The following is a 20,824-nucleotide window of genomic DNA, read 5'->3' as shown; positions in this document are numbered from 1 at the left end:
TTTCGGAACCAGGGTTCACTATGGCACCTCGGTCCGAGCATGCGGGACGCGCAATCTCAGCTTGTGGAACGGCCGTTGACCCGGCGCCTGCTAGGCCCCGGCGATCAGCAGGGCGCCGAGGGCGATCATCGTGGCGGCCACCAGTCCGTCGAGCACGCGCCAGGCGGACGGGCGGGACAGGAGGCGGCCGAGCAGGCTTCCGCCGAAGCCGAGCGCGGCGAACCACACCAGACTCGCCAGCGCCGCCCCGAGGCCGAAGGTCCAGCGCAGGTCACCGCGGTCGGCGGCCACGGAGCCGAGAAGGAACACGGTGTCGAGGTAGACGTGCGGGTTGAGCCAGGTCAGCGCGAGACAGGTCAGGACGGCCCGCCTGCGGGAGCCGGCCGTGTCGCCCTCCATGCGCAGCGCGCCACCGGACGGCCGGAACACGCGCCGGGCGGCGAGGGCGCCGTAGCAGAGCAGGAACGCGCCGCCGATCCAGCCCACCGCGGTCAGCGCCCCCGGCCAGGCCACGACCACCGCACCGACCCCGCCGACGCCGAGGGCGATCAGGGCCGCGTCGGACAGGGCGCAGATGCCGACGACGGCGAGGACCGCGTCGCGACGGATGCCCTGGCGCAGGACGAAGGCGTTCTGGGCACCGATGGCGACGATGAGCGAGAGTCCGGTGCCGAAGCCGGCGGCCGCGGCGGAGAGGGAGGCGGTCATGGCATCGACGCTAGTCAGGAGCCTTACTGGAGTACAGCTAAAGATTCTTACGTATCATTAGCTCTCGTGATGTGGTCATGATGGCAGAGCTTCCGCTCGACCAGGTGCGGACCCTGCTCGCGGTGGTCGACGAGGGCACCTTCGACGCGGCCGCCGCGGTGCTGCGTCTGACGCCGTCGGCGGTCAGTCAGCGGGTCAAGGCGCTGGAGCAGCGCACGGGCCGGGTGCTGCTCGTGCGGGCGAAGCCGGTGCGGCCGACCGAGTCGGGCGAGGTGGTCGTGCGGTTCGCGCGCCAGCTGGCCCGGCTGGAGCGGGACGCGTGGTCCGAGCTCGGCGCGGGCCCGGACGGCGAGCCGACACGCGTTTCGATCGCGGTCAACGCCGACTCGCTCGCGACATGGTTCCTGCCCGCGCTGACCCGGGTGCCGGACGTGCCGCCGCTCTCCTTCGAACTGCACCGCGAGGACGAGGAGCACACCGCGACCCTGCTGCGGGAGGGCCTGGTGATGGCCGCGGTGACGTCGTCGCCCGACGCGGTGTCGGGCTGCTCGGTACGTCCGCTGGGCCGGATGCGGTACGTCGCGGCGGCCGCCCCCGACTTCGTGGAGCGGTTTCTCGCCGGGCCGCTGGGCGACGCGCTGGCCGAGGCGCCGGTGGTGACCTTCGACCGGCGCGACTCCTACCAGGACCGTTTCGTCCGGGAGTTGCGTCAGGGCGCCGGCGGTGCCGGCCCGGTCCGGCACGCCGTCCCCACCTCCGAGGGGTTCGTGGAGGCGATCGCCCTGGGGCTGGGCTGGGGCATGGTCCCGGAGGTGCAGGCGGGCGACCTGCTGCGCACCGGGCGTCTGCTCTCGCTGGTACCGGAGCGGCCGTTCGACGTCCCTCTGTACTGGCAGCAGTGGAAGCTGGACTCCCCCGCCCTGGCCGCGGTCGCCGAGGCGGTGACGGCCGCGGCGGCGCAGGCGCTACGGAGCTGAGCCGGAACCGCCGGCCAGCGCGGCCAACTGGGCCTCCGCACTGTCCAGCAGCATCTCCAGCGCCGTCGGATATGCGCTGTCGACCATGCGCTGCGCCAGCAGCGGCGCGGCCTCGGCGATACGCGGGTGGGTGGTGCGGGGCAGATGGGCGTAGGTCGAGCGCCACATGTCCTCGTCGGCGTGGAGCGCGGCGCTCGGCAGGGCGAGGGAGGCGGCGTCGAGCGCGGCGAAGGCGAGGGTCTGGTCGATGAAGGCGTGGTAGATCCGCACGGTGTCGGACAGCGGGAACCCCGCCGTGCGCAGCACGTCGAGGACCGCCTCGTCGGCCGCCAGTTCATTGGGGCGGCCGGTGACCCGGTTCGTGGTCAGCAGGGCGGCCTGCGGATGGGCGACGTACGCGGCGTGGACGCGGCGCCCGACGGCCCGCAGGTCCGCCCGCCACTCCCCCGTCGGCTTCCAGCCGCGCAGGGCCTGTCCGATGAGCGCGTCGCCGATGGCGAGGGTCAGGTCGTCCATGCCGCGGAAGTAGCGGTACAGGGTGCTCGGGTCGGCGTCGAGGGCGAGGCCGAGGCGGCGGGCGGTCAGGCCCTCGGTGCCGTGTTCACGCAGCATCCGCAGCGCGGTCTTGACGATCAGTTCCTCGGACAGGACGGTGCCGCTCTTGGTGGGCCGGCGACGGCGCCGCTTCTCCTCGGGCACCACGGGCTTCGGCACGGCCAGGACCTCCCACGCTTATGCCAACGCCATTGACCTTAATGGAGCCGACGGCGTTGTATCGAGCACAGGGCCCCTTCACGTCGTAGACCTTCAGCCGTAGGAGTCTTGTCATGCGTGTACTGCTCGTGGGTGCCGGTGGAGTGGGTGGCGCCATCACCCGGATCGCCGCCCGGAGGCCGTTCTTCGAGGCGATGGTGGTGGCCGACTACGACCTGGCGCGGGCCGAGGCCGCCGTCGCGGCGCTCGGCGGGGCCGGGGCCCGGTTCCGGGCCGAGCGGGTCGACGCGAACGACGAGCCCGCGGTGGTGGCGCTGCTGGAGCGGCACGGCTGCGACGTCCTCCTCAACGCCACCGACCCCCGCTTCGTGATGCCGCTGTTCCGCGCGGCCCGCAGCGCCTCCGCCACCTATGTCGACATGGCGATGTCCCTGTCGCGTCCGCACCCCGACCGTCCTTACGACGAGTGCGGGGTCAAGCTGGGCGACGCGCAGTTCGAGGAAGCCGTGGAGTGGGAGCAGGCGGGGCGGCTGGCCCTCGTCGGCATGGGTGTCGAGCCGGGTCTCTCGGACGTCTTCGCGCGGTACGCGGCCGATGAACTCTTCGACGAGATCGAGGAGATCGGCGTCCGCGACGGCGCGAACCTCACCGTCGACGGCTACGACTTCGCGCCCTCCTTCAGCATCTGGACCACGATCGAGGAGTGCCTCAACCCACCGGTGGTCTACGAGGCCGACCGCGGCTGGTTCACCACCGCGCCGTTCAGCGAGCCCGAGGTCTTCGACTTCCCCGAGGGCATCGGCCCGGTGGAGTGCGTGAACGTCGAGCACGAGGAGGTGCTGCTGATCCCGCGGTGGATCGGAGCGCGCCGCGTCACGTTCAAGTACGGCCTGGGCAACGAGTTCATCGAGGTCCTCAAGACCCTGCACAAGCTGGGCCTCGACCGCACCGAGCCGGTCGCGGTCCGCGACGCGCGGGTCTCCCCGCGGGACGTCGTGGCGGCCTGTCTGCCCGACCCGGCGACGCTGGGCGAGCGGATGCACGGCAAGACCTGTGCCGGCACCTGGGTGAAGGGCGTCAAGGACGGGGCGCCGCGTGAGGTGTACCTGTACCACGTGGTCGACAACCAGTGGTCCATGGCGGAGTACGGCAGCCAGGCCGTGGTGTGGCAGACGGCGGTCAACCCGGTCGTCGCCCTCGAACTCCTCGCCACGGGCGCGTGGAAGGGCGCGGGCGTCCTCGGTCCGGAGGCCTTCCCGGCCGGCCCGTTCCTGGATCTGCTCACCGATTACGGCTCCCCGTGGGGTCTGCGCGAGCAGTGAGATCCGGATTTCCTCAATTCCGTTGTTTCACATGCGCATCGACAGGTGACCCGAAAGCGAGTAAGCCATCCGCGAGGGCACGGACGACTTCGAGCGCAGGTGACATCGATGGACAACTGGCGAAACCATGCCGCATGCCGCCACGAGGACCCCGACCTCTTCTTCCCGATCGGCAACACCGGCCCGGCCCTGGTCCAGACGGAACAGGCCAAGGCCGTCTGCCACCGCTGCCCCGTACGGGAGCAGTGTCTGGAGTGGGCCATGGAGTCCGGGCAGGCCATCGGGGTCTGGGGCGGTACGAGCGAGGCCGAACGACGTTCACTGCAACGGCGCCGGGCCAGGGCCGGGCGCTCCTCCCACTAGACCCGGCACGCGCAGGGTGAACACGCTCCCGGCTCCCGGTTCGCTCGCCACCTCCACGGTGCCGCCGTGCGCGGCCATCAGATGGCGGACGATCGGCAGACCGAGACCACTGCCTCCGGTACGGCGGCTGCGGGACTTCTCGGCGCGCCAGAAGCGGTCGAAGACCTGCGGGAGGTCCTCCGGTGCGATACCGCTTCCGGTGTCGGTGACTTCGAGGACCACGTCGTCACCCTCGCACCGTGCCGCGAGGGTGACGACTCCGCCCACGGGTGTGTGCCGCAGCGCGTTGGAGACGAGGTTGCCGAGGGCCTGCCGCATGCGGACCGGGTCGGCGTCGAGCCAGGGCTCCCCGTCCGTCCCGGTGCGCAGGGTGACGCCCGCGGTGTCGGCAGCCACCCGGTGGGCCGCGGCGACCTGCCCGAGCAGTTCGTCGGCACGGACGGGTTCCCGTTGCAGCCGCAGTGTGCCGGCGTCGGCGGCGGCGAGGTCCTGGAGGTCGTCGATGATCCGCTGGAGGACGAGCGCCTCCTCGTGCAGGGAGGCCAGCAGTTCGGGGGCGGGGGCCACGACGCCGTCCTTGGTCACTTCCAGCCAGCCGCGGATGTTGGTGAGCGGGCTGCGCAGTTCGTGGGCGATGTCGCTGACCATCGCCTTGCGCTGGTCCTCAAGGCGTTCCCGGCGTTCGGTGAGGTCGTTGAAGGCCGCGGCGAGGATGCCGGTCTCGTCGCGCGTGGTCACGGGCACCCGCACATGCAGCTGAGGTGGCTGTTGGGCAGCCGCGGTCAACGCGCGGAGCGGCCGGACGAGCCGCGTGGCGACGACGGCGGTCACGGCGACGGTGACGGCGAGCACCAGCCCGGCGACACCGACGACCTTGGCCTTGTTGGCGGGTGACATGTCGAACCGTACGGCGGTACGGTCCCCGCCCCCCAGGAACAGCTCGGCGGTCGGCGCGACATACGGGTCGAGCTGGGCGCGGCGTGCGCTGTCGACGCAGTTCTGCAGGACGCGGGCGGTGTCCGAGCCGGGCGGTACGTCGATCTTTCCGAGCTGGTAGCGGCCTCCCAGGCTCCGCTCGACGAAGTCGAGGCGGACGAACAGCGCCTTCGCGGACTTCACGTCGTGCCGGCCCAGACAGTCGCGGGCCCGTTCCGTCAGGTCCGTGAGGGCCTTCTCCTCGCTGGGGGTGGGGGTGTTGAGCCGTCCGTCGGCGCAGTCGGTCGGCACCTCGTCGTCGTTGCTGAGGACCGGCCGCCCGCTGGGTGTCTCGACGATGCTGGTCTCGATGCCGAACCGGGCGAAGCACTTCTGCCGCACCAGGGCCAGTTTCCCCAGCTTGACGCTCTCCTGCTCGGTCAGCAGGTACGGCCCGACCACCCGGGGATCGACGCCGCTGCGCTGCGCCCCGCGCTCGGTGTAGGTGTCGGTGCGCAGGGGGTCGACGGTGGCTGCGGCGCGCGGCGGCAGGGAGGTGCCGGCCGGCGCGGAGTCGGCGAGGGGGGTGCGGTCGGCCGTGGTCAGGGCGATCCGGCGGCCGGTCTTCTCGGACAGGGACCGGACGAGCGCGTCGACTCCCTGCCACGTCGGGTGGGTCGCCGCGTATCCGCTCAGCCGGGCGAGGACGTCCATGTCCTCGGCGAGCACCTGGCCCTGTTCGGCCCGTAGTGCCCGGGTGGTCGTCTCCACCGCCAGCCACGCGGTCGCCGCCACCGAGCACACGGCGATCAGCACCGAGGCGACGAGCAGCCGGACCGACAGGCGTTTGCGCAGGGGTATGCGGCGGCTCATCCACGGCCGCCGCTGAGCTTGTAGCCGACGCCGAACACGGTCAGCAGCCGGACCGGCCTGCGCGGGTCGGCCTCGATCTTCCGGCGCAGGTTCATGATGTGGACGTCGACGGCCCGCTCGGTGGACGCGCGGTCGATGCCTCGGGTGCACTCCAGCAACTGCCGCCGGGAGAAGACCCGTTCGGGTTCCGCGGTCATGGCGAGCAGGATGGCGAACTCGGCGGGTGTGCACTCCACCGCCTCGCCGTCGCAGCGCACTTCGTGCCGTACGGGGTCGACCTGGAGCCCGGCGGCCCGTACGGGGCCCGCCCCGTGTCCACTGCGTCGCAGCACCGTCCGGATCCGCGCCATCAGCTCGCGCGGGCTGTACGGCTTGGTCATGTAGTCGTCGGCGCCGACGTCCAGGCCGAGCAGGATGTCGTCCTCGGAGGCGCGCGCGGTGAGCATGAGCACCGGGACGTCCCCCTCCCGCCGCAGCGCCCGGCACACGCCGAGCCCGTCGAACACGGGCAGCATCAGGTCGAGTACGACCAGGTCGGGCCGCAGCCGCCGCACCGCGTCGAGGGCGGCGCCGCCGTCGTGCACGACGGTGGCGGTGTGGCCCTCCGCCAGCAGGGAGCGGCGTATGAGTTCGGCCTGCATCTCGTCGTCCTCGGCGACCAGCACATGTGCGCACACGTGGCGGATCCTAAGCGGCTCAGCGGGCGAGGGAGTCGGCGTCGCCCATGACGACGACCGGATGCCGGTCCGGGTCCAGGGCGAGGAGGAGTCTCTTCATGTGCTTCTCGGCGATGCTGACGCAGCCGTGGGTGGGGCCGCCGTGGTCGACGTGCAGCCATATGCCGCCGCCGCGGCCGGCGCCGAGGGGGCGGGTCCAGTCGAGGGGGGAAGTACCGGGCCTGCGGTTGTAGTCGATCGCGACGACATAGTCGAAGGAGCCCGCCAGGGGCTCGCCCGCGAAGCCGGTGCCGGACACGGTGAAGCCGCCGCCCTGGTCGTAGGGCAGGCGGGTGCCGGGGTCGCGGAGCAGTCCGCCGGCGTCGGTGAGGCCGAAGACACCGATCGGCGAGCGCAGATCGCCGGCGTGGTGGTCGTCGGTCCAGCCGCGCAGCGCGTTGTGCGCGGCCCAGGTCTCCCCGGCCTCCCATCCCGCCTCGGTGCGCTCGTACAGGACGACCGTGGATCGCGGGGACTTCTTGCCGCGTCCGGTGACGACGACGGCCTGCCGGGCGTCGTCCGGCACCTGCGCCCAGGTCTTCGGCCCCAGTCCGGGCAGTTGCTGCGGGGCGACGTCCAGGGAGATCGGGGGCGCGGGCCGGATCGTCGTGGTGACCGGCGGACGCTCGGGGGTGCCCGGCGCGTGCCCGGTGGTCGCCACGGCCCCTCCCCCGCACCCCGTGAGCACGAGGGAGGCGGTCAGCAGCGCGACATGGGGTCTGCGAATGATCATGCGTCGACCTTCGCCGACACTTGTTTGGAACTCGTCAGGTCGGGGGGCGGGTTCGGCTTCGCTACGGTGTGCTCGGCTTGCCCTGTCCGTACACCCACGTCCGGAACAGACCGTCCAGGTCCTTGCCCGACGCACGCTCCGCGAGCGCCACGAACTGCGCGGTCGTCCCGTGCCCGTCCCGGTGTTCGGCGGCCCAGGCCCGCAGGATCCGGAAGAACGTCCGGTCCCCGACTGCCGTGCGGAGCTTGTGCAGGGCCATGGCGCCGCGCGCGTACACCGGTGTGCCGAAGATGTTCGCGCCGCTGCCCGGGTCGCCGGGCGGGAACTCCCACAGGTCGTCGGCCGCCGGTCGGGCGTACAGCGCGTCGAAGGTCTTCTGCGCGCTGTCGCCGCCGTGCTGCTCCTCGTAGAGCCACTCGGCGTACGTCGCGAAGCCCTCGTTGAGCCAGATGTCCTTCCAGGAGGTGAGGCTGACCGAGTCACCGAACCACTGGTGCGCGCTCTCGTGCACGAGGGTGCTCAGGTCGGGCGCCTGGTCGTACACCGGCCGGGTCTGGGTCTCCAGTGCGTAGCCGACGTTCGGGGCCCGGTCCACGATCGAGCCGGCGGCCTTGAAGGGGTACGGCCCGAAGAGCCCGCTCTCCCACTCCAGGACGGACGGCAGCTTCTTCAGCACGGGGTCCGCCGCGGCCGCCTCGCGCGGGTCGACGGCGTTGTAGACCTGGATGCCGTCGCGGGTGGTGTACTGCGTCACCTTGAACTTCCCGACCGTGGCCGTGGCCAGGTAGGCGGCCATGGGCTCGCTCTGCCGCCAGCGGAACGTGGTCTTCCCGTGCGCGCTGTGCCGGCCGAGCAGCACGCCGTTGGCGACGGCGGTGCGGCCGTCGGGAACGGTGATGGTGAAGTCGTACGACGCCTTGTCCTTGGGGTGGTTGTTCGCCGGGAACCAGGTCATCGCGCCCTGCGGCTCGCCCGCGACGAAGGCGCCGTCGTCGGTGGGGATCCAGCCGTCGAGGGAGCCGTCCGGGTCGGTGACGGGGGCGGGCTTGCCGGCGTAGGTGACGGTGACGCGGAACCACTGTCCCTTGTGCAGGGCCTTGCGCGGGGTGACGGTGAGTTCCTGTCCGTGGCGGCTGAAGTCCGCCTTGTCGCGGCCGACCTTCAGCCCGGTGACCTTGAGGCCGTTCAGGTCCAGGTTGAAGCGGCTCAGGCCCTGGGTGGCGCGGGCGGTCAGGACGGCCGTGCCGTCGAGACGGCGGCTCGCCGGGTCGTAACGGAGGGTCAGGTCGTAGTGGTGGACGTGGTAGCCGCCGTTGCCCGCGAGCGGGAAGTACGGGTCGCCGTCGCCGGGCGAGCCAGCCGTCGGGGGTGCCGCGGCGCCGAGCAGGGCGACGAGGGCGACGGGGACGGTTCCGAGGACGAGGGTGCGTCTGACGGCTCGTGGCACGGGCGCTCCTGCGGTTGGGGGGTGGGGGCGGGGCTGCTGTAACGGCCTCACACTAAGGGTGATCTCCGTGGAACTCTCCCTGCGTCGGGTCAAGTCACGCCGTGCACGGAGTTACGCTCCGGCACACCCGCCGTCGCCCCGGAAAGGCCCTGCCATGAGCGTTCGCATCCGCCGCGTCTACGAGTCGCCCGAGCCGGAGGACGGCGTCCGTGTCCTGGTCGACCGGCTGTGGCCGCGCGGCCTGTCGAAGGACGCGGCCCGGGTGGACGAGTGGCCCAAGGCCATGACCCCGTCGACCGAGCTGCGCCGCTGGTACCACGCGGGCGAGGGCTCGTACGAGGAGTTCGCGCGCCGCTACGAGGCAGAGCTGGCCGCACCCGAGGCCGCCGAACTCCTCGCCCACGTCCGCGAGTTGACGAACAAGGGCCCGGTGACCCTGCTGACGTCCGCGAAAACCCCGGAGGAGAGCCACGCGGCCGTGCTCGTGCGGCTGTTGAGGTGAGGACGCCCCGGTCACGCGACTGTCAGCGAGAGGCCCAGGACCGACCGCGTCCAACCGACGTGGCAGCTGGGCGATCGCAAGGCCGCGGGACGGCGAGCCCGCAGGTCGCGCGTCTGCGGGGCAGGGAGCCCACAGGTCACACGCGCGGGGGCGAGCCCGCAGGTCACACGCCTGCGGGGCAGGGAGCCCACAGGTCACACGCGCGGGGGCGAGCCCGCAGGTCACACACGCGCGCGGGGCAGGGAGCCCGCAGGTCACACGCCTGCGGGGCGGCAAGCTCCAGGGCGCATCCCTGCCGGGCGACGAGCTCCAGGGCACATCCCCGCCGGGCGGCAAGCCCCAGGGCACACCCCCGCCGGGCGGCAAGCCCCAGGGCACACCCCCGCCAGGCGGCAAGCCCCAGGGCACACCCCCGCCGGATGACGAGCCCCAGGGCACACCCCCGCCAGGCGGCAAGCCCCAGGGCCACGAGCCTCCCGGATCACAAACCCACCCGGGCGCATGGCTGCCGGGTGACGAGGCCGCCGGTCACCCACCTGCCTATTGGCAAGCCCAGCCGACCGCACGGCTGCCGGACGCCCAGCCCACCGGGTCGCACGCCTACTGGGTAAGAAGCCCACCCGGTCGCCCGTCTACCGGGCAACGAGCCCACCCCGGTTCGCACGCCCGCCGGACGCCAAGCCCACGCGGTCCCCCACCTGCCGGGCAACAAGCCCACGCGGTCGCACACCCGCCGGTCAACAAGCCCACGCGGTCGCACACCCGCCGGTCAACAAGCCCACGCGGTCGCACACCCGCCGGTCAACAAGCCCACGCGGTCACCCACCCGCCGGTCAACAAGCCCACGCGGTCACCCACCCGCCGGCCGGTCAACAAGCGCACCAGCGTCGCACAAGCCGCCGGACGCCAAGCCCACCCGGGTCACACACCCGCCAGACGCCCACCCCACCAGACATCCGCAGCCGTACTGACAACCCGGCAGCCGCGGCACAGCCGGACTGAGCTGCCCGCCAGACACCCGCCGCCGGGCTCCGATCTCACCGGACAGTCCACCACCGCGCTGACAAGCCCGCCGGGCACCCGCCGCCGCGCTGACGTCCCCGTCAGACACACCGCCGCAGGACTCACGCCCTCGCCGATCGCGCCGCCCCTCACATAGCGTCCTCATGCAAAGAGGGCCCTCATGCGACGCCCCTCACGTCACGCCTCAGCCCGTCTGCTTCGCCGCCGCCCGGCCCGCCGCGCGGCCCGAGAACAGGCAGCCGCCGAGGAACGTGCCCTCCAGGGCGTTGTAGCCGTGGACGCCACCGCCGCCGAAGCCGGCCACCTCGCCGGCCGCGTACAGGCCCTCGATCGGGGTGCCGTCGGCGGACAGGGCGCGGGAGTCCAGGTCGGTCTGGATGCCGCCGAGGGTCTTTCGGGTCAGGACGTGCAGCTTGACGCCGATGAGCGGGCCGGCCTCGGGGTCGAGGACGCGGTGAGGGGTGGCGACGCGGCCGAGCTTGTCGCCGATGTAGCGGCGGGCGTTGCGGATGCCCTGGACCTGGGCGTCCTTGCTGTACGGGTTGGCGATCTGGAGGTCTCGGGCCTCGATCTGGCGGCGCACCTCGGCGGCGTCCAGGAGCGGCTTGTCCGTCAGGGCGTTCATCTTCTCCACGAGTTCCTCAAGACCGGGCGCGGTGACGAAGTCGGCGCCCTTGCGCAGGAACGCGTCGACCGGCCCCGGCGCCCCCTTGCCCAGCACGCGCGTCTTGAGGAAGCCGACCCTGTCCTTGGCGGTGATGTCGGGGTTCTGCTCGGAGCCCGACAGCGCGAACTCCTTCTCGATGATCTTCTGGGTGAGGATGAACCAGGAGTGGTCGTACCCGGCGATGTCCTCGGTGGTGCGCAGGTGCTTGAGGGTGCCGAGGGTGTCGTAACCGGGCAGGCACGGGTCGGGCAGGCGGCGGCCGAGGGCGTCGAACCAGAGGGACGACGGGCCCGGGAGGATGCGGATGCCGTGGCCCGGCCAGATCGGGTCCCAGTTCTGGATGCCCTCCGTGTAGTGCCACATACGGTCGCGGTTGACGAGCCGTACGCCCGCCTCGGCGCTGATGTCGAGCATCCGTCCGTCGACATAGGCGGGGACGCCGGTGACCATCTCACCGGGCGGGGTGCCGAGCCGCTCGGGCCAGTAGCGGCGCACGATGTCGTGGTTGGCGCCGATGCCGCCGGTGGTGACGACGACGGCCTGGGCGGTGAGTTCGAAGTCGCCGACGCGGTCACGGTTGGACTTCACGCCGCGCGCGGAGTTGTCCTCGGCGAGGACGGTGCCGCGTACGCCGCGGGCCTGGCCCTCCTCAATGACCAGGGCGTCGACCTGGTGACGGTGGTAGAAGGTCAGCAGTCCGTCGCGGGCGGCCTGCTTGGCATGGTTCACGAAGGGCTCGACCACGCCGGTGCCGGTGCCCCAGGCGATGTGGAAGCGCGGCACGGAGTTGCCGTGTCCGTGGGCGCGCAGATCACCGCGCTCGGCCCAGCCGACCGTGGGCAGGAACTTGATGCCGTGCCCCTCCAGCCAGGACCGCTTCTCGCCGGCCGCGAACTCGACGTAGGCACGCGCCCAGCGCACCGCCCAGGAGTCCTCGTCCTCGACCCGGTCGAAGCCGGCGCTGCCCTGCCAGTCGCTCCAGGCCAGGTCGAAGGAGTCCTTGATGCCGAGCCGCCGCTGCTCCGGGGAGTCCACGATGAAGAGCCCGCCGAAGGACCAGAAGGCCTGCCCGCCGAGGTTGGCGGCGTTCTCCTGGTCCACCAGCGCGACCCGGCGGCCCCGGCTGGTCAGTTCGTGCGCGGCGACCAGGCCGGCGAGTCCGGCTCCGACGACGATGACGTCGGCATCCATGGCGACCGTCCCTTCCTCATACGGTGGTGTCGCTGCCGTCGGTCAGCAGCGCGGTGAGCAGTTGCTTCAGCCAGGTCCGGGCACGTTCCACGTCCCGGTCCAGGAGCAGTTGGGTGGTGACCCCGTCGTACGCGGCGACGACGGCGTGGGCGGCACCGTCGAGGCCGGCGAGCACGGCGGGCAGTTCGGTGTGGCCCCGCGCGCGGGCGAGGCGTTCCTTGATCGCCTCGCGCAGCCGCGCCCGGTGTTCGAGGAGGCTCTCGGCGACGGCCGGTTCCCGGGCGGCGTGCACCAGGAAGTCCGTCTTCACCAGCAGCCAGTCCCGGTCGAGGAGCAGCACCTCGGTGACCCGGTCCACGGCGGCCGGCACGTCGAGGTCGGGCCCGTCGAGGGCCAGCGCGCCGGAGACCTGGTCGGCGATCAGGTCGGCGCGTTCCCGGTAGAGCGCGAAGAACAGCTCGTCGAGGCTGTCGAAGTTCGAGTAGAAAGCGCCCCTGCTGTACCCGGCGGCCTCACAGACCTCCTCGATGGAGACCCGCCCGAAGCCCTTGGCGGCGAACACGGCGAAGGCGGCGTCGAGCAGGTTGGCACGGGTGCGCACCCGGCGTTTCGTCACTCGTCGCACTGCGTCCACGGGCCGGCCTCCATTCGATACGGGAATGTATCCGATACACCGGTGTATCAAAAGGGGTCCGAAGGGGCTCCCTCCGCGATGGGAACAGATATTCGAATAGGGAGTACGCTGGATGCATGAGCACGCACCTCCAGTCCTCGCTCTTCGACCAGACCGACCGCCTGAGCCTCGGCCCCCTCGACGGAGTCGCCCGTACCGAGCTCGGCTCCGGCGCCTGGATCGACGTGCTGCCCGGCTGGCTGGCAGGCTCCGACACCCTCTTCGAACAGCTCGCCGCCGAGGTCCCGTGGCGGGCCGAACGACGGAAGATGTACGACAACGTCGTCGACGTGCCGCGACTGCTCGCGTACTACGGCCGGGACGACGTGCTCCCGCACCCGGTGCTGGCCGAGGCGCGGGAATCGCTCAGCGCGCACTACGCCGAAGAACTCGGTGAACCCTTCACCACGGCCGGCCTCTGCTACTACCGCGACGGCCGGGACAGCGTCGCCTGGCACGGGGACCGGATCGGCCGGGGTGCCCGCGAGAACACCATGGTCGCGATCCTCTCGGTGGGCGCGCCCCGCGACCTGCTGCTGCGCCCGGTGCGTGGCGGCGCGGAGAGGACGGTGCGCCGGCCGCTGGGCCACGGCGACCTCGTCGTGATGGGCGGCACCTGTCAGCGGACCTGGGAGCACTGCGTACCGAAGACCGCACGCGCCGCGGGACCGCGCATCAGCGTCCAGTTCCGCCCGCACGGCGTGCACTGAGGCGGAGAGGCGGCCGCCTCCAGCTACCACGAGTCCTACTGGCACTTCGAGACGGGCCATCTGTGGTTCGTGGTGCTGCTGGTCACCTTCAGCCTGCTCCTCGCCCCGGTGGCAGGGCCGTTGGCGAGCCGGGGCGAGCGCGTGAGCGAGTCGGTGGCGCACCGCGCGGCCCTGCGTCGGATCGCCCACGGGGTGGCCGGTTCGCTGGCGGTGATCTTCGTGACGTACCAGTACGGGGCGCGCCGGACGCGCCCGACGCGCTTTCTGCTGGGTATGCGGGCGGCCCCGCCGAGCCCCCCGCCCCCCGCGTCTGATGTGATGCCCCCGTCGGGCAGGGAACCTCCTCACACGCGGGATGATCATGCGGGCTGAAGTGCAGCAAGTCGCCGACGGCACCTATCTGGTGCACGGCTCCAACACCAACTGGGTGATCCTCACCGAGGGCGACGGCGTCACCCTCGTCGACACCGGTTACCCCGGGGACCGCGAGCAGCTCCTCGACTCCCTCACCCAGGTGGCCGGTTCACCGGAGGCGGTGACGGCGGTCCTGATCACCCACGCCCACAACGACCACCTGGGCTCCGCCGAGCATCTGCGCGCCACGTACGGCACCCCGGTCCTGCTGCACGAGGCCGAAGTGCCGCACGCCCGGCGGGAGTTCCTGCACCAGGTCACCGTCGGCGACGTGCTGAGGAACGGCTGGCGGCCGGGCGTCGTGCCGTGGGCGCTGCACGCGATCCGCTCCGGCGGCAAGGTGCACGTCCCGGTGACCGCGCCCGAGGCGTTCCCGAAGCCGGGCCCGCTCGACCTGCCCGGCCGCCCCGTCCCCGTGCACACGCCGGGCCACACCGACGGCCATGTCGCCTTCCACCTTCCGGAGGCCGGCGTGCTGATCTCCGGGGACGCCCTGGTGAGCGGCCACCCCACCTCGCGGATCGAGGGCCCGCAGCTGCTGCCGGACATGTTCCACCACGAGCGCGCCCGTGCCGTGGCCTCCCTCGACGCCCTCGCCGACCTGGACGGCGACCTCATGCTCCCCGGCCACGGCCCGGCCCACCGCGGTCCACTCCGTGAAGCGGCACTTCAGGCCAAGGAGCGCGCGCTCTAAGGTGAGGTGACGATCACCCGCGAGACGAGGACGAACGGCCCATGGCACTGCAGATCAGCGCGACGAACCCGGAGCACCCCGCGCTCCTGCTGGAACTGCCGTGGGACGTCCCCCTGGAGGAGTGGCCGGAGGAGGTCCTGGTCCCGCTGCCGCGCGGCATATCCCGGCACGTCGTGCGCTACGCCCGGGCCGGTGACGAGGTGATCGCGGTCAAGGAGCTCGCCGAGCGGCCCGCCCTCAACGAGTACGACATGCTCCGCGACCTCGACCGCCTCGCCATCCCCTCCGTGGACCCGTTGGCCGTGGTCACCGGACGTACCGACCAGGACGGCAACCCGCTGGAGTCCGTCCTGGTCACCCGGCACCTGGGCGGCTCGATGCCGTACCGGTCGATGTTCGAGACGACGATGCGGCCCGCGACCATGCACCGCCTCATGGACGCGCTCGCCGTCCTGCTGGTCCGGCTGCACCTGGCCGGGTTCGCGTGGGGCGACTGCTCCCTGTCCAACACCCTCTTCCGCCGCGACGCGGGCGCCTACGCCGCCTATCTCGTCGACGCCGAGACCGGCGAACTCCAGCCCCGGCTGAGCAACGGCCAGCGCGAGTACGACCTCGACCTGGCCCGCGTGAACATCAGCGGCGAACTCCTCGACCTGGAGGCCTCCGGTGCGCTGCACCCCTCCGTCGACCCGATCGAGTTCGGCATGGAGATCTGCAACCGCTACCGCAGCCTGTGGGAGGAGCTGACCCGCACCTCGGTCTACCCGGCGGGCAAGTACCACTACATCGAGCGCCGCATCCGCCGCCTCAACGACCTCGGCTTCGACGTGGCCGAGATGCAGATCGAGCACGCGAACAACGGCGACACGGTCACCTTCGTGCCCAAGGTCGTCGACGCCGGCCACCACCAGCGCCAGCTGCTGCGTTTGACGGGCCTGGACACCGAGGAGAACCAGGCCCGGCGGCTGCTGAACGACCTGGAGAGCTGGATGGCCACCCAGGACGACTACGCCCCGGGCGACCCCCTCGGCGCCCGCCCCGAGGTCCTCGCGCACCGCTGGGTGCGGGACGTGTTCCGGCCCACCGTGCGCGCCGTACCGCTGGAGCTGCGCGGCTCGATGGATCCGGCCGAGATCTACCACGAGCTGCTGGAACACCGCTGGTACATGTCCGAGCGGGCCCAGCACGACATCGGCCTGGACACGGCGGTCACCGACTACATCGACAACATCCTCCCCAAGGCCCGCGAGACCCTTCAGCCCACCGAGCCGGTGCCGGAGGACTGACTCAGGCCGGCGGGACCACGGCCACCGGGCAGCCCGCGTGGTGCAGGACGCCGTGCGCCACGGATCCGATGCGGGCGCCCACCGCCGTACGACGGGCCCGGCGTCCGACGACCATCAGCTGGGCCCGGCCCGCCACCGACAGCAGCACCTGCCCGGCACTGCCCATCTCGACGTGCTCGACGACGGGGACGTCCGGGAAGCGCTCCCGCCAGGGCTCCAGGGCCGTCTCCAGCGCCTGCTTCTCGCGCGGTTCGAGCCCGCCCGCCTCGTCGAGGAGCTTCAGCGAGCCAGGGCTGTAGGCGAACACCGGCGGCAGCGTCCAGGCCCGTACCGCCCGTACCGTCGCCCCGCGCGCGGCGGCCGTCTCGAACGCGAACCCGAGCGCGGCGGCGCTGTCCTCGGGGTCCTCGCCCTGCTGGCCGACGACGATCTCCCGCCCGGCGGCCTCGGCGGTGGGGTCGTCCCCGGCGCGGACCAGCACGACGGGCCGTACCGCCTCCGCGATCACCTGCTGGCCGACCGAGCCGAGCAGGAACCCGACGACCGGGCCGTGCCCGCGCGAGCCCAGCACCAGCAGCTCGGCGGTCGACGCGGCCTCCACCAGCGCGTCGACGCTGCCGCCCTCCAGGACGTCGGTGCTCACGTCGAGCCCCGGGTGCCGTGCGGTGACGGCACGGGCGGCCTCGGCCACCGCGTCCCGTACCCATCCGGCCTGCGTCTCCGGGTCGGACAGCACGTCGAGCGCCAGGTCCCCCTGGAACCGCCAGGCCTGCACCACCCGCAGCGCAAGGCCCCGCCGGACCGCCTCCCGCGCCGCCCAGTCCAGGGCGGCGAGGCTCTCCTCGGTTCCGTCGAAACCCACGGTGATCGGGCGCGTCATACGGCTGTCTCCCTCTCCACGAAATGATCAGGCACCTCGGCACCAGTCTTCACTACGCTGCCGCCATGAGCCTCGAATGGGAGCAAGTGATCGTGGACTCGGCCGACCCCGCCGCCCTGGGCCGCTGGTGGGCCGAGGCGCTGGGCTGGGTCGTGGTCGCCGACGCGCCCGACGAGTACGAGATCCGCCCGGAGCAGGACCGCGTGCCCGGACTGCTCTTCGTCCCGGTCCCCGAGCGCAAGACGATCAAGAACCGCCTCCATCTCGACTTCCGCCCCACCGACCAGGCGGCGGAGGTCACCCGGCTCCTCTCGCTCGGCGCCCGGCACGTCGACATCGGGCAGGGCGAGCAGTCCTGGGTGACGCTCCTCGATCCCGAGGGCAACGAGTTCTGTGTGCTCAGCGGTGGGACGCCGCATACCTGAGCGAAGCAGGACGTTCGAACATACGATGGGCGACAGCCACAGCCGACAACCCGGGGTGGGAAACGCATGACACAGGCCGCCGAAACAGCGCGGACCGTCATCCTGACCGTGGACGACGACCCGGGGGTCTCCCGTGCCGTCGCCCGTGACCTGCGGCGGCGCTACGGCGAGTCGTACCGGATCGTCCGCGCGGAGTCCGGTGAGTCCGCGCTGGAGGCGCTGCGTGAACTGAAGCTGCGCGGTGATCTGGTGGCGGTGATCCTCGCCGACTACCGGATGCCGCAGATGAACGGCATCGAGTTCCTGGAGCAGGCCCTCGACGTGTACCCGGGCGCCCGGCGGGTGCTGCTGACGGCGTACGCGGACACGAGCGCGGCGATCGACGCGATCAACGTCGTCGATCTCGACCACTACCTGCTCAAGCCCTGGGACCCGCCGGAGGAGAAGCTCTACCCGGTCCTCGACGATCTGCTGGAGGCCTGGAAGTGCAGTGACTACCGGCCCGTGCCCAGCACCAAGGTGGTCGGGCACCGCTGGTCGGCGCGTTCCTCGGACGTGCGCGAGTTCCTGGCCCGCAACCAGGTGCCGTACCGCTGGTACTCGGCCGACGAGCCCGAGGGGCAGCGGCTGCTCGCCGCGGCCGGGCAGGACGGGCAGCGGCTGCCGCTGGTGATCACGCCGGACGGGACCCCGCTGGTCGCCCCCGAGGCGCCGGAGCTGGCCGCGCGGGTGGGCCTGGCGACCACGCCCACGTCCGAGTTCTACGACCTGGTCGTCATCGGCGGCGGTCCTGCCGGACTCGGCTCGGCCGTGTACGGGGCGTCGGAAGGGCTGCGGACCGTGCTCGTGGAGCGGTCGGCGACCGGCGGACAGGCCGGGCAGAGCTCACGCATCGAGAACTACCTGGGCTTCCCCGACGGCGTGTCCGGGGCGCAGCTCACCGACCGGGCCCGGCGGCAGGCCGCGAAGTTCGGCGCCGAGATCCTCACCGCACGCGATGTGACGGCACTGGAGATCAACGGCGCCGCCAAGGTCGTACGGTTCTCCGACGGCTCCGCGATCGCCGCGCACAGCGTGATCCTGGCGACCGGTGTGTCGTACCGGCAGTTGCAGGCGCCGGGCTGCACCGACCTGACCGGATGCGGGGTGTACTACGGCTCGGCGCTGACCGAGGCGGCCTCCTGCCAGGGGCAGGACATCTACATCGTCGGCGGCGCCAACTCGGCCGGACAGGCGGCGATGTACCTGTCGAAGGGTGCCAAGTCGGTGACCCTGCTGGTGCGTGGCCCGGACCTGGCCGCGTCGATGTCGCACTACCTGATCCAGCAGATCGGCGAGGCACCCAACATCTCGGTGCGTGCGCGGACGGTCGTCGAGGCCGCTCACGGCTCCGGCCATCTGGAGCAGCTCACGCTGCGCGACGTCGACACCGGGCAGACCGAACTCGTCGACGCCCAGTGGATGTTCGTGTTCATCGGCGCGGCCCCGCTCACCGACTGGCTGGACGGCACGGTGCTGCGGGACGACCACGGGTTCATCCTCGCGGGGCCCGACCTCACCGCCGACGGACGGCCGCCGGCGGGCTGGGAGCTGGACCGGCCGCCGTACCACCTGGAGACCAACATTCCCGGCGTGTTCGTGGCGGGCGACGCGCGCGCCGAGTCCGCCAAGCGGGTCGCGTCCGCCGTCGGAGAGGGAGCCATGGCCGTGATGCTCGTCCACCGTTATCTGGAGCAGTCATGAGCGGGCAGTTGATGCCGTGCAGCCCCGTGGAGATCGGGTCGCTGTTCCTGTTCGAGAAGCTGTCCCCCGAGCAGTTGGGGCAGTTGTGCAGCGCGGGCCGGGTGGAGAGGTTCGAACCCGGTCCCGTCTACACCGAGGGCGAGCCCGCCACCTGCTTCTACGTGATGATCGAGGGCACGGTCGTGCTGTCCCGCCGGGTCGCCGGCGACGACGTGGAGGTCACCCGTACCTCCCAGAGCGGGGTGTACGCGGGCTCGATGCAGGCGTATCTGGGCGACCGGGTGCCGCAGGTCTACAACAACTCCATGCGGGTCACCGAGCCCACGCGGTTCTTCGTGCTGCCGGGGGAGAAGTTCTCGGACTTCATGCAGGAGTGGTTCCCGATGGCGGTGCATCTGCTGGAGGGGCTGTTCTTCGGTTCGAAGAGCACCCAGCGGGCCATCGGCCAGCGCGAACGGCTGCTGGCGCTCGGCTCGTTGTCCGCGGGGCTCACCCATGAGCTCAACAACCCGGCGGCCGCCGCCGTACGGGCCACCGCGACCCTGCGCGAGCGCGTGGGCAAGATGCGGCACAAGCTCGCCGTCATCGCCCAGGGGAACTACGCCCCCGAAGTCATGGCGAACCTCATCGACATCCAGGACCGCACGGCCGAACGGGTCGCCAAGGCACCGACGTTGAGCCCGCTGGAGGCCTCGGACCGGGAGGACACGGTCACCGACTGGCTGGACGACCACGACATCCAGAACGGCTGGCGGCTGGCCCCCACCTTCGTGCAGGCCGGGCTCGACGTGGACTGGCTGAACCAGGTCGCGGCGGCCGTGGACGAGGAGCTCCTGCCGAACGCGATCGGCTGGCTCAACTACACCGTCGAGACCGAGCTGTTGATGGACGAGATCAACGACTCCACCAACCGCATCTCGCATCTCGTCGACGCCGCCAAGCAGTACTCGCAGCTCGACCGCGCGCCCTTCCAGAACGCCGACGTCCACGAACTCCTCGACAGCACCCTGCTGATGCTCTCCGGCAAGATCGGGCAGCAGATCAAGGTCGTCAAGGAGTACGACCGCACGCTCCCGAAGATCCCCGCGTACCCTGCGGAGCTCAACCAGGTGTGGACGAACCTCATCGACAACGCGGTCGCGGCGATCAACGGGGCGGGCGGCGAAGGCACGTTGACCGTGCGGACCGCGCTGGAGCACGAGCGGCTGCTGGTGGAGTTCAAGGACACCGGGCCCGGGGTGCCGGCGGAGATCCGCGGCCGGATCTTCGACCCGTTCTTCACCACCAAGCCGGTCGGCGAGGGCACCGGCCTCGGCCTCGACATCTCGTGGCGGATCGTCGTGAACAAGCACCACGGGACCCTCCAGGTCGAGTCCGAGCCGGGCGACACCCGCTTCCAGGTGCTGCTGCCGCTCACCGCCGAGGAGAACGACACCATCGAGGAGCCGGCATGACCGACATCCAGGGCCTGGACCCCAGCGTGCCGCCGAGCGGGAGCGGGTGCGTGGACTGTGACGCCGTCGGCGGATGGTGGTTCCATCTGCGGCGGTGTGCGCAGTGCGGGCACGTGGGGTGCTGCGACTCCTCCCCCGCCAAGCACGCGACGGCCCATTTCCAGGAGACCGGGCATCCGTTGGTGCAGAGCTACGAACCCGGCGAGGACTGGTACTGGAACTTCCGCACCAAGGAGATGTTCGAGTCGGGCCCCGCGCTCGCGGCGCCGGACAGTCATCCGGCGGACCAGCCGGCGCCGGGGCCCGAGGGACGGGTTCCCGCCGACTGGGCGAGGACGCTGCGCGGCTGAGCGCCACAAGCTCCCCCCGCGCCCGAACGGGTCGGCACAGTGAC

20 protein-coding genes are annotated in these 20,824 nt (G+C 71.7%); 11 read left to right on the top strand and 9 right to left on the bottom strand.

The annotated features are described in order from the left end of the window. Positions 1–90 precede the first annotated feature (90 nt). Entirely contained in the window at positions 91–708 is a 618-nt protein-coding gene (locus ACIHIX_RS15265) for a LysE/ArgO family amino acid transporter (protein WP_399955142.1), read from the bottom strand. A gap of 77 nt (positions 709–785) precedes the next feature. On the opposite strand from ACIHIX_RS15265, the gene ACIHIX_RS15260 reads away from it, so the two are divergent. Next, positions 786–1,685, top strand: a complete 900-nt coding sequence (locus ACIHIX_RS15260) for a LysR family transcriptional regulator ArgP (protein WP_399955140.1) — start codon at positions 786–788, stop codon at positions 1,683–1,685. On the opposite strand, the gene ACIHIX_RS15255 is transcribed toward ACIHIX_RS15260, so the two are convergent. Continuing rightward, positions 1,674–2,399: a TetR/AcrR family transcriptional regulator gene (locus tag ACIHIX_RS15255; RefSeq protein ID WP_399955138.1), complete on the bottom strand. Its 726-nt coding sequence runs from the start codon at positions 2,397–2,399 to the stop codon at positions 1,674–1,676. The two genes, ACIHIX_RS15260 and ACIHIX_RS15255, sit on opposite strands and share 12 nt — an antisense overlap. 113 nt (positions 2,400–2,512) lie before the next feature. On the opposite strand from ACIHIX_RS15255, the gene ACIHIX_RS15250 reads away from it, so the two are divergent. Continuing rightward, positions 2,513–3,721 (top strand): saccharopine dehydrogenase family protein, encoded by a 1,209-nt coding sequence (locus ACIHIX_RS15250; RefSeq protein ID WP_399955135.1) that lies wholly within the window; start codon positions 2,513–2,515, stop codon positions 3,719–3,721. A gap of 108 nt (positions 3,722–3,829) precedes the next feature. Continuing rightward, positions 3,830–4,084, top strand: coding sequence for a WhiB family transcriptional regulator (locus ACIHIX_RS15245; RefSeq protein WP_399955132.1), 255 nt, complete (start codon positions 3,830–3,832; stop codon positions 4,082–4,084). Here the strand turns inward: ACIHIX_RS15245 and ACIHIX_RS15240 are convergent. The 4 genes from ACIHIX_RS15240 to ACIHIX_RS15225 form a co-directional block, all read right to left on the bottom strand. Continuing rightward, positions 4,040–5,872 carry a sensor histidine kinase gene (locus ACIHIX_RS15240; RefSeq protein ID WP_399955129.1) on the bottom strand — a complete coding sequence of 611 codons (1,833 nt, stop codon included), beginning with the start codon at positions 5,870–5,872 and terminating at the stop codon, positions 4,040–4,042. The genes ACIHIX_RS15245 and ACIHIX_RS15240 overlap by 45 nt on opposite strands. Further along, positions 5,869–6,549, bottom strand: coding sequence for a response regulator (locus ACIHIX_RS15235; protein ID WP_399955126.1), 681 nt, complete (start codon positions 6,547–6,549; stop codon positions 5,869–5,871). The genes ACIHIX_RS15240 and ACIHIX_RS15235 overlap by 4 nt, the downstream gene beginning before the upstream one ends. Positions 6,550–6,568: 19 nt before the next feature. After that, complete coding sequence (locus ACIHIX_RS15230; RefSeq protein ID WP_399955123.1) at positions 6,569–7,321, bottom strand: hypothetical protein; 753 nt, start codon at positions 7,319–7,321, stop codon at positions 6,569–6,571. Between the two features lie 61 nt (positions 7,322–7,382). Further along, positions 7,383–8,768 carry a M1 family metallopeptidase gene (locus ACIHIX_RS15225; protein ID WP_399955120.1) on the bottom strand — a complete coding sequence of 462 codons (1,386 nt, stop codon included), beginning with the start codon at positions 8,766–8,768 and terminating at the stop codon, positions 7,383–7,385. A 154-nt stretch (positions 8,769–8,922) separates the two neighbouring features. On the opposite strand from ACIHIX_RS15225, the gene ACIHIX_RS15220 reads away from it, so the two are divergent. Further along, on the top strand, positions 8,923–9,270 hold the full coding sequence (locus ACIHIX_RS15220; protein WP_399955117.1) for a DUF488 domain-containing protein: 348 nt from the start codon (positions 8,923–8,925) through the stop codon (positions 9,268–9,270). Positions 9,271–10,477: 1,207 nt separating this feature from the next. Here the strand turns inward: ACIHIX_RS15220 and ACIHIX_RS15215 are convergent. Together ACIHIX_RS15215 and ACIHIX_RS15210 are read right to left on the bottom strand one after the other, a co-directional pair. Next, positions 10,478–12,151, bottom strand: coding sequence for an FAD-binding dehydrogenase (locus tag ACIHIX_RS15215; protein WP_399955114.1), 1,674 nt, complete (start codon positions 12,149–12,151; stop codon positions 10,478–10,480). A gap of 16 nt (positions 12,152–12,167) precedes the next feature. Further along, on the bottom strand, positions 12,168–12,785 hold the full coding sequence (locus tag ACIHIX_RS15210; RefSeq protein ID WP_399955113.1) for a TetR/AcrR family transcriptional regulator: 618 nt from the start codon (positions 12,783–12,785) through the stop codon (positions 12,168–12,170). Positions 12,786–12,901: 116 nt separating this feature from the next. On the opposite strand from ACIHIX_RS15210, the gene ACIHIX_RS15205 reads away from it, so the two are divergent. From ACIHIX_RS15205 to ACIHIX_RS15195, 3 genes are all read left to right on the top strand, one after another. Further along, positions 12,902–13,534 (top strand): alpha-ketoglutarate-dependent dioxygenase AlkB, encoded by a 633-nt coding sequence (locus ACIHIX_RS15205; RefSeq protein ID WP_399955110.1) that lies wholly within the window; start codon positions 12,902–12,904, stop codon positions 13,532–13,534. 361 nt (positions 13,535–13,895) lie between these two features. Next, a complete protein-coding gene (locus tag ACIHIX_RS15200; RefSeq protein WP_399955107.1) occupies positions 13,896–14,642 on the top strand; it encodes an MBL fold metallo-hydrolase in 747 nt (248 codons plus the stop codon). Positions 14,643–14,683: 41 nt separating this feature from the next. Further along, positions 14,684–15,928 carry a DUF4032 domain-containing protein gene (locus ACIHIX_RS15195; protein ID WP_399955105.1) on the top strand — a complete coding sequence of 415 codons (1,245 nt, stop codon included), beginning with the start codon at positions 14,684–14,686 and terminating at the stop codon, positions 15,926–15,928. A 1-nt stretch (position 15,929) separates the two neighbouring features. Here the strand turns inward: ACIHIX_RS15195 and ACIHIX_RS15190 are convergent, their stop codons facing one another. Beyond that, entirely contained in the window at positions 15,930–16,808 is an 879-nt protein-coding gene (locus tag ACIHIX_RS15190) for a universal stress protein (protein ID WP_399955102.1), read from the bottom strand. A 65-nt stretch (positions 16,809–16,873) separates the two neighbouring features. On the opposite strand from ACIHIX_RS15190, the gene ACIHIX_RS15185 reads away from it, so the two are divergent. The 4 genes from ACIHIX_RS15185 (at position 16,874) to ACIHIX_RS15170 (ending at position 20,780) form a co-directional block, all read left to right on the top strand. After that, complete coding sequence (locus tag ACIHIX_RS15185; protein ID WP_399955099.1) at positions 16,874–17,233, top strand: VOC family protein; 360 nt, start codon at positions 16,874–16,876, stop codon at positions 17,231–17,233. Positions 17,234–17,299: 66 nt separating this feature from the next. Continuing rightward, positions 17,300–18,976, top strand: coding sequence for an FAD-dependent oxidoreductase (locus ACIHIX_RS15180; RefSeq protein WP_399955096.1), 1,677 nt, complete (start codon positions 17,300–17,302; stop codon positions 18,974–18,976). Further along, positions 18,973–20,430, top strand: a complete 1,458-nt coding sequence (locus ACIHIX_RS15175; protein WP_399955093.1) for an ATP-binding protein — start codon at positions 18,973–18,975, stop codon at positions 20,428–20,430. The genes ACIHIX_RS15180 and ACIHIX_RS15175 overlap by 4 nt, the downstream gene beginning before the upstream one ends. Beyond that, on the top strand, positions 20,427–20,780 hold the full coding sequence (locus tag ACIHIX_RS15170; protein ID WP_399955090.1) for a UBP-type zinc finger domain-containing protein: 354 nt from the start codon (positions 20,427–20,429) through the stop codon (positions 20,778–20,780). Before ACIHIX_RS15175 ends, ACIHIX_RS15170 begins: the two co-directional genes overlap by 4 nt. Positions 20,781–20,824: the final 44 nt, after the last annotated feature.

This window comes from Streptomyces sp. NPDC051913, from assembly GCF_044593635.1.
Classification (GTDB): domain Bacteria; phylum Actinomycetota; class Actinomycetes; order Streptomycetales; family Streptomycetaceae; genus Streptomyces.
This window is presented reverse-complemented; position numbering and strand designations above follow the sequence as displayed.